A 13026-nucleotide genomic window follows, 5' to 3' on the forward strand; every position below is an offset into this window, starting at 1 on the left:
GGTCGGCAATTCTCAGCCTGCCCGGTTGAGAATGGAGATTGCCCACAGCCGGGCGGGTGCGGCTATGAGTAGCGGGTACTGCGCTGCGGCGGAACCGGATTCCGGTCGGGGCGCGCCGCCGGGCCGCCGGCCGCCGGGTAGAACTGGTCCGAACGCCAGTCGCCGGGCGCGGACATCTCATGGCGGCCGGGCGCCTGATAGTCGGCGGCCGGTGCGTACAGGCCCGCGGTCCGGTAGTCGCGGGGACCGGGTTCGTCCTGGCCGGAGCCGCGGGTGTCGGCCGCCGCCGAGACCGCCCGCAGCGACCAGCCCGCGCGCGCCGCCGCTTCGGGCCGTTCCGGTTCGGGCATCATGGAGCGTTCGTCCACCTCGGTGAGGCCGACGTGAATGAGCAGGACGAGCGTCACCATGCTGACGCTGATCATCAGCGGGGCCAGCAATTCCATCGGGCCCGCGCCCTGCGGGGTGGCCGGATTGTCCATGTGGTGCGCGCTCATCGATGCCATGCCCGTGTAGTGCATGCCGCAGACCGCGACACCCATGATCAGGGCTGCGCCGATGGTAGCCCAGATACCGGTGATGACCAGCGTGAACCACAGTGCCACGGTGGCCGCGACCACCGCGATCACCATGGACAGCGTGACGATGCCGGCGTTGTAGTCGATCATGGCGTCGGACCGCATGGCGTACATGCCCGAGTAGTGCATGGCGCCGACGCCCAGCCCGGTGACCGCGCCGCCCGCGAACAGTGACAAGCGGCCGAATGGCTCGCGGGCCACGATGAACAGGCCCATCCACACCACGGTGACCGAGATGACGGCGCTGAGCAGGGTGAGCGGCACGTTGTACTTGATCACCGCACCGCGGATGGTGAAGCCCAGCATGGCGACGAAGTGCATCACCCAGATGCCGGTGCCGCCGATGGCCACGGCCGCCGAGATGAGCCAGCCGCTGCGTCCGTCCCCGGACCGGGCCCGTGCCGTACACCGCAGACCGAGCAGGGATCCGGTGACGGACATGACGTACGCCAGTACGGGGGTGATCCAACCGTAGCTGAAGTGGTGAATTTCCAGCACTCGAACTCCATTGCCAGAACAGGGGTTTCGCGATCGCGGAGGCGACGACGGCACACTACCGGGCAAGGTTCGGATTGGGAAATTGAAAGGGAATGTTTCATTCAAATTACTTCCGGCCGGGACGTCTCCGCCGGATCAGCAATCTGCGAGCCTTCTGAATGTCATGTGCGCGTAGGACTTTGGACATCGGAGGGTGGTGATCCGCATGTGCCACCCGCTCGGCACGCGAGCGGCACATGCACGGCAGCTATTACTCGGCACCCAAGTCGGCGAACATCTTTCGCTTCATGGCGGGCACCGCGTTGGCGGTGCGGAAGACGAGTTTGCCGGCGCCGCGCGCGAACCGGCTGTCGGACACCGACTGGGTGGCCGCGGTCAGCGAGGTCCGCACCGCCGCGAAGCCGTAGTCGATCATGTCCGTTTCGTATCGGTGGATGCCCTCGAGCAGTCCGAGCTCACGGCGTTCGGCGGCCACCAGTGCGCGGCACAGCCCCCGGGCGTCGCGCAGTGCGGTGTTCGCGCCGATACCGGCGAACGGGGTCATGCTGTGCACCGCATCGCCGAGCAGCGTGACATTCGTGGTCTGCCAGGCCGGGATCGGGACCGAGGTCTTGATCGGCAGCAGGGTGGCGGTCTCCGGATCGGAATCGGCTACCAGGGCCCGCAATTCGGGCGCCCATCCGGTGGTCATGCGCACCGCCAGCTCGTGCAGGCCGACGGGCGAGAGCTCCTCCAGATCGGCGCCGTAGCGTTCGCGTTTGGCCGCGAAGGCCCAGAACACGTACGGCTGGGTGTTGTCGAGGAGCAGCCCGGGGTCGAGGCCGGGCTGGTTCCCGGCGATGCGTTCCGCACCGGCGGGGATGTCGAATTCGTGTGGGGCGAGGAACATTCCGCAGCCGCTCGGCGGGATGACGCTGAGCGGATTGCGCAGCAGCCGGACGTCCAGGCGGGCTCGCGATTCCGGCGTCAGGCCGTATTTGCCTGCGATGGTGACGATTCCGGTGTCCACGCGCTCGGCGTGCGGGAGGTATTGCGCCCGTATCCGGGAGGTGCCGCCGTCCGCGCCGACCAGGACATCACCGATTTCGGAGACGCCGTTGCCGAAATGGGCCCGGATCCGGCCGTCGGGCAGGCGCTCATAGCGGTCGAACATGCTGCCGTAGTGCACGACGTCGCCCAGATCGGCGAGCAGCAGCTGCCGCAGCGTGATCCGGCTGATGCCGAAGTGTCCGCCGGCGGTGTGCGCACCCGCCTCCGGATCGATCTGGAGGAGTTCGCGAAATTGTTCCGTGACGAAACCGAACCCGTTGCCGCCCTGGCCCGCACACGCGACGAAGGTCGAATACAGCTCCGGCGACAACAGTTCCGCCAGGGCATTGCTGCCGTGCGGGTTGATGTGGATGCGGAAACCCTGCAGCCGGTCGGTGCGCTGGGTTTCGCGTTCGTGGACGCTGACGCTAACGCCGGCGCGGCGCAGGCCGTTGGCGAGCGCCAGCCCGCCGATGCCGCCGCCGGCGATGATCACGTGCAGGGGTGTGTTGGTGGCCATGGCAATTGGTCCTCTCCTGAGGTCAGATCCGGCTCCAGCCGAATCGGCCCGGGCGTTTGCGGCTCGCCCGCTGCTGCTGGTGTGCTCCCGCCGCGGCCCAGGCCTCGATCATGCGATCGAGCAGCCGGGTGAGCGTGTCGACATCCTCGGCGGACCAGTCGGCGATCACCTCGCCGAAGACCTGGTCGCCGATCTCCAGGAACTGCGCGAGCTCGGCCCGCCCCGCCTCGGTGGCCTCGACCAGCACCGCCCGCCGATCCGCCGGATCGGGGGAGGTGCTGACCAGCCCGGAGTCGATCAGCGCCTGGACATGCCGGGTGATGGAAGACGGCAACGCGTCCAGGCATTCGGCGATCTCCCCGGCCCGCAGCGGCCCGGACTCGACCGCGCACTGCAGCACGCCGACCCGGACTGGGTCGTAGGCGCGAGAAGTGCCCTGCCGCATGGCTTCCGCGAATCGCGCGGTGCTGCGGGCCAGTCGCGAAACCTGGTCTTTGTTTGCTTCCATGAATCAACTATAAAAGTTGATTCCGTGAAACAAAAGAGTGTGGCGGAAAACGGACACTCAACGGGCGGTAGCCGGCTCACATTTGCCCACTCAGTGGGCGGCGGCGTGTCGTTGGTGATCCCCGGCGGCGCGGAGCGGCCATCATGGTGGGCGACCGAACCCGGACATTCCGGGCGCGCCACCACTTCGCCCGCAGGAGGCAGCCATGAGCGATCAGGAAGTCAAGATGATCATCCTGTCGACCGACAACCTCGATGAATCCATCGATTTCTACACCGAAACCCTCGGCATGCCCCTGAAGTTCCGCGACGGCGCCCACTTCGCCGCCCTCAACGGCGGCCCCATCACCCTCGCCCTCGCCACCGCGGTCGACCACCCTATCCATGGACAGGTAGTCGTAGGCATCAAAACCGCCGACGTGGACGCCGCCGCCAAGGCCATCGAGGCCAGCGGCGGCGGCATCGTCGAGGGCCCCTACGACGACGCCCACGAACGCCGCGCCGTCGTCTACGACAACAAAGGCAACGGCTTGGTCTTGTACAGCCCCCTGTCCCGATGACCAACCCTCGAATCGCAGTCGAACCCGTCGTCGACCACGAATACCGAGTCCTGGTCGACGACGGCACCGACTCCGCCGAATCCCAATTCGTAGTCGCCCCGGACGTTCTCGCCGACCTCGGCGTCGCCGCAGCCGACGAGCACCGCGTCGTGGAACTGACCGCCGCCTTCCTGGTCGAGCACCAGCCGATCATCGACTTCCCTCAACTGGTCTACCTCGACGATGTCGCCGCCGCCTTCGCCGACTACCGCGCCGAGCTCCAACGCCGCCTCGGCTAGCCGCCTGTCGGCCGGATCTTGCGCATCGCCGGATCGATCCGGCACCGACGCCCCTACGGCGCACACCGATGACTTCCATTCCGCCGCAACGTTGTTCGAATCCTGGTGTGGTGCAATCCTGTTGCCCGACAATAAGATCGGGATTTGGAGAGCAAGTGGGCAGGTGCCTGGATCGTCTGCCGTGACCTGTGATGGCTAGCGGAGGTCGATGTACTCCATGTAGGCGGTTCCGGATACGGCGCGGCCGATGAAGATGCCGGTGTAGTCGTAGCTGCCGACGAATCCGGCGCCGAGGCCGTAGCTGAAGTCGTCGTTGCAGACACCGTCGATGGTGATCAGTGGGATGTTCCGGGAGTCGAGTACCTGCCAGTGCAGTCGCTTCGGAACGCGCATTGCTTTGCCGGTTGGTGTGGGGCGCGACCGATATTCGGTAACGGTGAAGTCGAAGCCGCGGGTGTGCACGCTGCCGTAGTCGTCGACTCCTCGCAGGTATACCCGACGTTGGATGGGCAGGTTCGCGGGTCCTAGCACTTGTACGAGCAGGACCTGTGTGGCCGGGTCGATATTGAGTACGTGATAGGTGAAGAACGGTACCGGCAGATTGCGGCGGACTCCGGGCGCGATGCTGTGCAGCCCGACGCCGGTGGCGTATTCGAAAGTGCAGAGGGTGTCGACCGGCAGGACCTGATGCTGGTCGCGGATACTGCCCTGGCAGCGTGCCAACAGGCTCCAGTGGTCGTAGATGCCGGGGACGTGGGCGAAATGGGAGATCACGTCCGTGGCACAGATGTCGAGTTGGACCTCGACCTCGTGATGGCGGCGATGCAGCGTGAACTTCGGGTAGCGGCCTTCGATCAGCAGCTCGTCGCCGTATCTCAGAAAGCTCCCGTCGGAACGGAATTCACAGTCGCGCTCGATGCTGTGGACGAGGAATTGCCCATCGGACATGGCCGCGGTGGCCGAACTGGTGTAGACGGTGTCGGCGGGCGTAGTGGTGATCGCATGGTCATTGGCGAAGATCGAAACGCCGGGTGTGCCCAGAATCGACATGACGCCGAAGAATCGATGCGGTGCGGGCAGTCCGGGCACCATCACCCCGTAGTGCGCCCAGTTGCGGCGGCGTCCCGCTGGGGTCCGGATCGGGGTGTGTTCGTCGAATGGGCGGCCGTTGCGGCCGGCGGTCCGGTTGATGCCGCCGACCAGCTGCTCGATCATGCTCACCCTGTCCACAACACCTCCAGTTTTGATGTAACTAATGGTAACGCATATGGTTGATCGTGCCCACTCGCCGCTCGGTGAACCCCTGAACAAGGCCGGCGCGATTCGCAGTTCGGTATCGACTGTGCAGACGTGATCCCATATCACGTTGTCAGCGTGAAGATTTCGAGGTCGGGCCGTGCGGAAGACGAAGGTCCCCGCCGCTATGGTGGACCGATGACGTCGGTCAAACAGATCCAGGTGACCTTCGACTGCGCAGAGCCTGAGCGTGTCGCTCGGTTCTGGTGCGATGTGCTGGGGTATGTCATTCCGCCGCCACCGGAGGGGTTTGCCAGTTGGGACGATTTCAATTCGTCCCTGCCGCCTGAGTATCAGGGTTCAGCGTTCGCATGCGTCGATCCGTCAGGTGTGGGTCCGCGACTGTTCTTTCAGCGTGTGCCCGAAGGGAAGATCACCAAGAATCGGGTGCATCTCGACGTGCGAGTCGGCACCGGGCTCGTGGGTGAAGAGCGCTTGGCCGCGCTGGAGGCCGAGTGCGCACGGCTGGTCGCGCTCGGCGCGGTACGCGTGCGACTACTGCGCGCCGATGGCGTCAACGAGTCGTGCCTCGTGATGCAGGACATCGAGGGCAACGAATTCTGTCTCGACTGAGTTGCCACGAACGCTGTTGCTCGGCAGCCGAATTCGGGTGCCGGTTGAGGCAGTACCTATCGGGGTGACGTCTTTGTGCTGGGGCATATATCAGCTCCCACACAATGGAGTCGACGCGCGCACGAGCGCCGCCGCGTGGAGAGCGTCGAGATTGTCGTGGCCGGCGACGGCGAGCACCCCGGCGGCGACTCGCGCCGGGCAGTCGGAGCGCGTCAATTCGGTCCGCTCGCTATCCAATTCGTCGACGATCGCGACATTGAGGCCATCGATCACCGGCCGCACCCCGGCCAGATCCGTCGCGGGCACCGGCGCCGTCGCCAGCCCATACCGCCACTCGGTCACCAGCCCACGCTGGACGATCTTGCTGGCCTCGATCTGACCTTCGAACACCTGCCGGACCAGCCCCGCAGGCAGATTCCGCTCCGCCCCCAGCTGAGCCATCGCATCATAGATCGCCTGTTCACGAACCGGATCGTCGATCACCGGCTCGCCCCCATCCCGAACCGCGCCCGCCCACTTGACGGCCGCGACAGTATCCGCAGTACCGAGCCGCTCGCTCATCAACTCCACCAGCCGATCCAAGGCCCCGGAATCGTCCTGCGCCGCACCCACCCCGAACTGCCCCACGGCCACCACCATGGCCGACCCCACCACAACCGCCAGCCGTCTCATCGATGCCATCCCTTCCACCGCCCGAACCCTACCGCCCCTGAGGTAGATCACACCTCGGACGCGCAGCGGATATGAAACCAGCGGCCGCCGTCATCGAACTCGCTGCACCCCAGCCGATTCGGTAACCACTCCAACTTCTTGCACTCATAAGGATCGGTGACGTGGAACGGCACCATGTCGGTGACGACCAGTGCTGTGCGTCGGGGATCGAAAGCGTTGTAGGCGAACCGGCGTCCACGGCGAGCTTCGTGGCGGGCGTACTCGCGGGCTTGGATGTGCCAATCGTGGGTTCGGTAGACCGGGGCGGTTTCCTGGTTGTCCACAACGTGGCAGTCTCTCACCACATACCGTCGACCGCTGCCGTTGCCGGTGGGATCCACAGCGACATAGCCGTCGATGACTACTGATGAGTTTCGAGCGCGTAGGAGGTCTACCCTGTCATGAGGAAACTGATCTATGGGTTCGGCGTGTCCCTGGACGGCTACGTCAACGACCGCGACGGCAGCATCGACTGGACCGACCCGGACGAGGAGTTGCACCAGTTCCACAACGACAGGTACCGCGAGATCGAGGTCTCGCTGCACGGTCGTCGGCTGTACGAGCTGATGGCCGCGTACTGGCCGCACGTGCCGGAGGACGCGCCACGCATCGAGCGCGAGTTCGGCGGGTTGTGGCGGGAGAAGCCCAAGGTCGTCTTCTCCCGGACGCTCACCGAAGTCCATTGGAACAGCACCCTGGTCAGCGCGAACGCGGTCGACGAGGTTCGCAGGCTCAAGGCCGCGGGAGATGGCGTCATGGAGGTCGGTGGTGCGAGCCTCGCGGCCGCGCTGATGCCACACGGGCTCATCGACGAGTACCAGCTGTTCGTCTCGCCCGTGGTGCTCGGCGGCGGCACACCGCTCTTCCCGGCACTGGACAAGCGCATCCAGCTTCGATTGGCCGAGACGAGGCACTTCGACACCGTGGTGATGCTGCGCTACCGCGCCGACTGAAGTCCGTTCGACCGCAGCGGCCTTCGTACCGCTGCTGATCGTCTCGGCGACAGTCGAAAAGGCTCGCGGCGGGGTTCGCGTCAATACACTGTGGGGTGAACTCCTAGGCAGGAGGGGGCTTCTGGGCACGCTCTGGAATTTCGTCGTCGATCATCGCAGGCAGCTGCTCACCGACTCGTATCTGCATGTATCCGCGGTGGTGCAGTCGATGCTGATCGCGACCGCGTTGGCGGTGCTGATCGGTATCGCGGTGCACCGCAGCCGGTGGGGGTCGGCGCTGGCGACCGCGCTGGCCAGCATCATTCTCACCGTGCCGTCGTTCGCGTTGCTGGGCTTGCTGATTCCGGTGCTGGGGCTGGGCGTGCGGCCGACTGTGGTCGCGCTGGTGCTATACGCGCTGCTGCCGATCCTGCGCAATACGATCATCGGGCTGGGCGGGGTGGATCCGGCGGTGTCGGACGCGGCGCGCGGGGTCGGGATGAACCGGCTGCGGGTACTGGTCGGCATCGAACTGCCGCTGGCGTGGCCGTCGATCCTCACCGGGATGCGGGTCAGCACCCAGATGATCATGGGGATTCTGGCCATGGCCGCCTACGCGAAGGGGCCCGGACTGGGGAACCTGATCTTCTCCGGGCTGGCCCGGCTGGGCAGCCCGACCGCGGTGCCGCAGGCCCTCACCGGCACGGTGCTGATCATCGTGCTGGCGTTGCTGCTCGACGCCCTGCTGGCCGGCGTCGGCCGGTTCACTACCCCGAGGGGGATTCGTGACTGAAACCGTCACTGCGGCAAAAGATTCCGCACACGCACCACATGGCGCGCGGATCGTGCTCGACGCGGTCACCAAACGCTATCCGGGGCAACGGGATCCGGCGGTCGACGAATTCTCGATCACCATTCCGGCCGGGAAGATCGTGGTGTTCGTCGGCCCGTCGGGGTGCGGCAAGACCACCATCATGCGCATGATCAACCGGCTCATCGAGCCGAGTTCGGGCACCATCACCATCGACGGGCGCGATATCGGTCGTCAGGATCCGGACCGGCTGCGCAGGCAGATCGGGTACTCGATCCAGCAGGCCGGGCTGTTCCCGCATCAGACGGTGGCGCGCAATGTGGCCACGGTGCCCGCGCTGCTCGGCTGGAATCGCGCGAAGATCAACGCCCGCGTCGACGAGATGCTCGACCTGGTCGGCCTGGATCCGGGCACCTTCCGCCGCCGCTACCCGCGCCAGCTGTCGGGCGGTCAGCAGCAACGCGTCGGCGTCGCACGGGCACTCGCCGCGGACCCGCCCGTCCTGCTGATGGACGAGCCGTTCGGCGCCGTCGACCCGATCACCCGCGGGCTCCTCCAGGACGAACTGCTGCGCCTGCAGGCCGAACTGCACAAGACGATCGTCTTCGTCACCCACGACTTCAACGAAGCCGTCAAACTCGGCGATCGAATCGCGGTGCTGGGCAACGGCTCCCGACTGTTGCAATACGACACCCCGGCCGCCGTCCTGGCCGCACCCGCCGACGACACCGTCGCCGGATTCGTCGGAGCGGACGCCGGGCTCAAACAGCTCACGCTCACCCGCGTCGAGGACGTCGAACTCGGGCAGTGCCCGACGGCCACCGAAACCGATGAGATGCAACCCCTGCGCAACACCCTCGCCGAGCGGGAATGGCACTGGGGCCTGGTGCTGGACGCGGAACACCGCCCCCTGCGCTGGGTTTCGGCCGAGGAGCTGGCCCACGCCCCCTCACTGCGCGAGGCCGGACACCCGGTCACCGGCACGGTCGCCCTGCGCTCGTCCCTGCAGGAGGCGCTGGAAATGCTACTCGCCGAGAGCACCGCCCACGCCGTGGTCACTGGCGATCACGGCGAATACGCAGGCTTGATCGCGATCGACACCCTCGTCACCCACCTCTCCACCACCCGCGCCGAGAGCGGCCGAGCCACCACGAAACCCGCTGATGCGGTACAGGATTCCAGCGCGGCGGAATCGGGCGAGCGGGCATGAGGGGGCGGAGTACCGAGCGGCGGTCGGAGCTGATTCGGTTGGTGGCGCAGCCGGCCTTGGCGGTCGGGCTGGGGGTGGCGGTGCTGGTGTGGGCGTTCGATCGGGATCTGACAGCCACCCAGCAGGCGAGTATGAATGCGGCGAATGTCGTGACCGTCACCCGACAGCATGTCGTGATCACGGCGACGGTGGCGGCCATCGTCGTCGCTGTCGCGGTTCCATTGGGGACCTTGCTCACCCGGCCCGGATTTCGCAGGCTGGCACCGCTTTTCGTGGGGATGGCCAATATCGGTGCGGCCGCGCCGGCCATCGGGCTCATCGTGCTGTATTACCTGGTGACCCAGCGGACGGGGTTCTGGGTCGGGGTGGCGCCGATCGCGTTCTACGGGTTGTTGCCGGTATTGCGGAACACCATTCTCGGGTATCAGCAGGTTGATCCGACGCTGGTGGATGCCGGGCGGGGACAGGGGATGTCCGCGGCTATGGTGTTGCGGCGCATCGAGTTTCCGCTTGCCGTGCCGTACATCCTCGCGGGTCTGCGGACCTCGCTGGTGCTGGCGGTGGGGACGGCGACGCTGTCGTTCCTGGTCAGCGCGGGTGGGCTGGGAATTCTCATCGATACCGGATACAAGTTGCGGGACAACGTGACGCTGTGGGTGGGGGCGATTCTGGCGGTGGCGCTCGCGCTGCTGGTGGATTGGCTGGGAGCCCTCGCCGAACAGTTCCTCGGCCCACGGGGTCTGCGATGAGGAGGCGATGGACGGCGGTGCTGGCCGCGCTCGGGCTGATGCTGGTGGCGGGATGCGGCCTCGAATCCGGCGGGGCGGTGCCATTGCCGGTCGGAGCGGGCAGCATCCGGCCGGATCCGGGGTTGCAGGGCGTGGCGATCACGGTGGGGTCCAAGGATTTCACCGAGCAGAACATTCTCGGCTATGTCATCGAATTCGCGCTCACCGCGGCAGGCGCGCGAGTGCGTGATCTCACCAATATCACCGGGTCCAACAGTTTGCGCGATGCCCAGCTGCACGGACAGGTCGACATCGCCTACGACTACACCGGCACCGGCTGGATCAACTACCTGGGCAACGAGACGCCGATTCCGGACTCGCAGCAGCAGTTCGAGGCGGTACGCGACGCCGACCTGGCCGCGCACGGCATGCTGTGGGCGGACGTCGCCCCGATGAACAACACCTACGCGCTGGTCACCAATGCGGCAAGCGCACAGCGGACCGGGACGAAGACGCTCTCCGACTACGCGCGGGCCGTGAACACCGAACCCGGCACCGGACCCACCTGCCTGGGCACCGAATTCAGTGTCCGCCAGGACGGATTCCCGGGCATGGCCCGCAAGTACGGCGTCGACACCGGCAAGGTGCACAAACAGATCATGCAGGACGCGCTGGTCTACACCTCCACCGCGAACGGCGGCTGCCAGTTCGGGTCGGTCGCCACCACCGACGGCCGCATCAAAGCCCTCGACCTGCGCATCCTGGACGACGATCTCGGTTTCTTTCCCAAATACAATGCGGCACTGGTGATGCGGAAATCCTTCGCCGACGCACACCCTCAGGTGGCCACGGTAATGGAGCCGATCTCGCGGCTACTGACCAACGAGACGATCACCGAACTCAACCGCAAGGTCGACCTCGAAGGCGCCGAACCCGCCACCGTCGCACGCGACTGGCTCGTTTCCCAGGGGTTCGTCACAGCCCGATAAGCCCGCCGACCCACCTCGGGTTGCGGAAGTACCGTCCATCCAGCTAGGCGGGTAGAGCACGCTCACTTCCAGTGCGATCGAATTGATCTCGTCAGCAACCGGCGCGTAGAGACCGGCCAGGTAGCTCGGCGGGGGAGTTTCGTTTTGTCCATCACGGTTCCAGCGATGCTTCAGCGTCTATCAGTCGGCGAACCGCGGCAGCGACTTGCTCGGGTCGCTCGGCGGGGATGATGTGCTCGGAGACGGCGTCCTCGAATTGCGCGCCGACCTGTTCGGCATATCGGCGCTGGTATTCGCGCATAAGGTCGAGATTGCGAGCCTGGTAGCGGGCGGCGTGGATCGCGGAGATCACGATGACGCCGGAGTTCGGCGGTTCTGGTGGGCGGCGGCGGAATTCGTCGATCGCCGCCGCGACGGCTGTTATCTCATGGCGGGTTGTGGTGAGCCCGGCGGACGTGAAGTCCTCGGCCAGCATGGTCGCATAGCTGTCGGCGGGGAACTTGCGGCCGTAGGAACTGGTCAAAAGCCGCATGAGCGGCGGGAAGTGGCTCAATGCCTGCTGCACAGCGAGGATACGGTCCGTCTTTCGGACCGTCGGCGCCCAATTGTCGTAGTTCGGAGCGTTTTCCGGTGTCGGGTCGATGAGGACGAGCCCGGCCGGCAACAGCGTTTCCGCGGCGCGGCGCACGATCAGCCCACCCATGCTGTGGCCCACCAGGATCACCCGCTCCGGCGCGAGCGCCTGGACCAACGCCACCAGGGTCGCCGCCATGTCGTCGATGGTCTGCGGTTCCGCGGGACGGCCACTGCGGCCACGGCCGGCTCGGTCGTAGGCGACGGTGCGCGCGGTGTCGCCCAGGAGCGGCACCACCGGATCCCAGAGCGTTCGCCCGGCGCCCGAACCGGATTCGAACACCACCCAGGTGCTCCCGGTGCCGGACTCCTCGAAGTAGATCTCGTTGCCGTTCAATGTCATTCGACGCCCAGTAACATCCCGCATCACGGTCACCCTTCCTATCAGTACCAACTTTGTGAACGGTACCAGATATGGGATAGTTGAGGAATGGACCCGACCGAGTTGCTGCTCCACCCGGTGCGATTGCGCATCATCCACGCACTGTCCGGCGGCCGATTACGCAGCGCCGGAGAGTTGTGCGACCGCATGCCCGATGTGCCCCGGACCAGCGTCTACCGGCAGATCGGCCTGCTCACCGAGGGGGGAATGCTCGAGATCGGCGATGAGCGACGCGTGCGCGGCGCGGTGGAACGCTCCTACCGACTGCGATCCGATCGCCCGACCATCTCCCCCGAGGCGAGCAGCGCGATGACCGCGGACGATCACCGCCAAGGGTTCGCGGCCGCCATGGCCGTCCTGATCGGGGAGTTCAACGCCTACCTCGATCAGCCCGATGCCGACCCCGTCGCCGACTCGGTCGGCTACCGCCAAGCCACGCTGTGGCTCAGCCCCGAGGAGCTGGACACCATGCTCACCGGCTTCCGCGACCTCGTCACACCTCTCGCGGCCAACCAGCCCGGCCCGGGCCGCAGACCGTACTTGATCAGCCCGATCCTTTTCCCCGGCGAGAAGCCGGCCTCGCCGAGCTGACAGCACTGCCCACGTTCGCCGCACCCGGAATGGTCAGCAGGGAAACGGACCTCCGACCGATGCAGCGCAATTCTGTTGCTGCCACCCAGAATCGAGAGCGGTGTGCTCGTGTCCGGATACGCCAGAACACCAAGTGGGTGGGTGCCGGCGCGTAGGTCACCAGCAGTCCGCAGGCCATCGCGCCCGCGGCCGATCCGGCT

Annotated in this window: 16 protein-coding genes; 9 read left to right on the forward strand and 7 right to left on the reverse strand. The window is 66.2% G+C overall.

Annotated features, from left to right (window positions below; translation table 11 throughout):
* Positions 1 to 62: 62 nt before the first annotated feature.
* From ACWEKS_RS15690 to ACWEKS_RS15700, 3 genes are all read right to left on the reverse strand, one after another.
* On the reverse strand, positions 63 to 1076 hold the full coding sequence (locus tag ACWEKS_RS15690) for an MHYT domain-containing protein (protein ID WP_452340713.1): 1014 nt from the start codon (positions 1074 to 1076) through the stop codon (positions 63 to 65).
* A gap of 250 nt (positions 1077 to 1326) precedes the next feature.
* Complete coding sequence (locus ACWEKS_RS15695) at positions 1327 to 2625, reverse strand: FAD-dependent oxidoreductase (RefSeq protein WP_452340714.1); 1299 nt, start codon at positions 2623 to 2625, stop codon at positions 1327 to 1329.
* Between the two features lie 22 nt (positions 2626 to 2647).
* Positions 2648 to 3133 (reverse strand): MarR family winged helix-turn-helix transcriptional regulator, encoded by a 486-nt coding sequence (locus tag ACWEKS_RS15700; RefSeq protein ID WP_379395668.1) that lies wholly within the window; start codon positions 3131 to 3133, stop codon positions 2648 to 2650.
* A 205-nt stretch (positions 3134 to 3338) separates the two neighbouring features.
* Here ACWEKS_RS15700 and ACWEKS_RS15705 point away from each other — a divergent pair, with 205 nt between their 5' ends.
* Together ACWEKS_RS15705 and ACWEKS_RS15710 are read left to right on the forward strand one after the other, a co-directional pair.
* On the forward strand, positions 3339 to 3692 hold the full coding sequence (locus tag ACWEKS_RS15705; RefSeq protein WP_452340715.1) for a VOC family protein: 354 nt from the start codon (positions 3339 to 3341) through the stop codon (positions 3690 to 3692).
* Positions 3689 to 3970 carry a hypothetical protein gene (locus ACWEKS_RS15710; protein ID WP_452340716.1) on the forward strand — a complete coding sequence of 94 codons (282 nt, stop codon included), beginning with the start codon at positions 3689 to 3691 and terminating at the stop codon, positions 3968 to 3970. Before ACWEKS_RS15705 ends, ACWEKS_RS15710 begins: the two co-directional genes overlap by 4 nt.
* Before the next feature lie 195 nt (positions 3971 to 4165).
* Here the strand turns inward: ACWEKS_RS15710 and ACWEKS_RS15715 are convergent, their stop codons facing one another.
* Positions 4166 to 5185, reverse strand: coding sequence for a DUF6670 family protein (locus tag ACWEKS_RS15715; RefSeq protein ID WP_452340738.1), 1020 nt, complete (start codon positions 5183 to 5185; stop codon positions 4166 to 4168).
* 219 nt (positions 5186 to 5404) lie between these two features.
* Here ACWEKS_RS15715 and ACWEKS_RS15720 point away from each other — a divergent pair, with 219 nt between their 5' ends.
* On the forward strand, positions 5405 to 5839 hold the full coding sequence (locus ACWEKS_RS15720; RefSeq protein ID WP_452340717.1) for a VOC family protein: 435 nt from the start codon (positions 5405 to 5407) through the stop codon (positions 5837 to 5839).
* A gap of 90 nt (positions 5840 to 5929) precedes the next feature.
* Here ACWEKS_RS15720 and ACWEKS_RS15725 read toward each other — a convergent pair whose 3' ends face one another.
* Positions 5930 to 6478 (reverse strand): chorismate mutase, encoded by a 549-nt coding sequence (locus ACWEKS_RS15725; RefSeq protein WP_452340718.1) that lies wholly within the window; start codon positions 6476 to 6478, stop codon positions 5930 to 5932.
* An 80-nt stretch (positions 6479 to 6558) separates the two neighbouring features.
* Positions 6559 to 6891, reverse strand: coding sequence for a hypothetical protein (locus ACWEKS_RS15730; RefSeq protein ID WP_452340719.1), 333 nt, complete (start codon positions 6889 to 6891; stop codon positions 6559 to 6561).
* 60 nt (positions 6892 to 6951) lie between these two features.
* On the opposite strand from ACWEKS_RS15730, the gene ACWEKS_RS15735 reads away from it, so the two are divergent.
* The 5 genes from ACWEKS_RS15735 (at position 6952) to ACWEKS_RS15755 (ending at position 11220) form a co-directional block, all read left to right on the forward strand.
* Positions 6952 to 7503, forward strand: coding sequence for a dihydrofolate reductase family protein (locus ACWEKS_RS15735; protein WP_452340720.1), 552 nt, complete (start codon positions 6952 to 6954; stop codon positions 7501 to 7503).
* Between the two features lie 121 nt (positions 7504 to 7624).
* A complete protein-coding gene (locus tag ACWEKS_RS15740) occupies positions 7625 to 8275 on the forward strand; it encodes an ABC transporter permease (RefSeq protein WP_452340739.1) in 651 nt (216 codons plus the stop codon).
* The gene (locus ACWEKS_RS15745) at positions 8268 to 9503 is read left to right on the forward strand and encodes an ABC transporter ATP-binding protein (RefSeq protein ID WP_452340721.1); all 1236 of its coding nucleotides are present in this window, start codon (positions 8268 to 8270) and stop codon (positions 9501 to 9503) included. The genes ACWEKS_RS15740 and ACWEKS_RS15745 overlap by 8 nt, the downstream gene beginning before the upstream one ends.
* On the forward strand, positions 9500 to 10252 hold the full coding sequence (locus ACWEKS_RS15750) for an ABC transporter permease (protein WP_452340722.1): 753 nt from the start codon (positions 9500 to 9502) through the stop codon (positions 10250 to 10252). Before ACWEKS_RS15745 ends, ACWEKS_RS15750 begins: the two co-directional genes overlap by 4 nt.
* Positions 10249 to 11220 (forward strand): glycine betaine ABC transporter substrate-binding protein, encoded by a 972-nt coding sequence (locus ACWEKS_RS15755; protein ID WP_452340723.1) that lies wholly within the window; start codon positions 10249 to 10251, stop codon positions 11218 to 11220. Before ACWEKS_RS15750 ends, ACWEKS_RS15755 begins: the two co-directional genes overlap by 4 nt.
* Positions 11221 to 11371: 151 nt before the next feature.
* On the opposite strand, the gene ACWEKS_RS15760 is transcribed toward ACWEKS_RS15755, so the two are convergent.
* Positions 11372 to 12196: an alpha/beta fold hydrolase gene (locus tag ACWEKS_RS15760; RefSeq protein ID WP_452340724.1), complete on the reverse strand. Its 825-nt coding sequence runs from the start codon at positions 12194 to 12196 to the stop codon at positions 11372 to 11374.
* 87 nt (positions 12197 to 12283) lie between these two features.
* Between ACWEKS_RS15760 and ACWEKS_RS15765 the strand changes: the two genes are divergently transcribed.
* Entirely contained in the window at positions 12284 to 12826 is a 543-nt protein-coding gene (locus ACWEKS_RS15765) for a helix-turn-helix domain-containing protein (RefSeq protein WP_452340725.1), read from the forward strand.
* Positions 12827 to 13026 lie beyond the last annotated feature (200 nt).

It is taken from the genome of Nocardia sp. NPDC004711 (assembly GCF_053601595.1).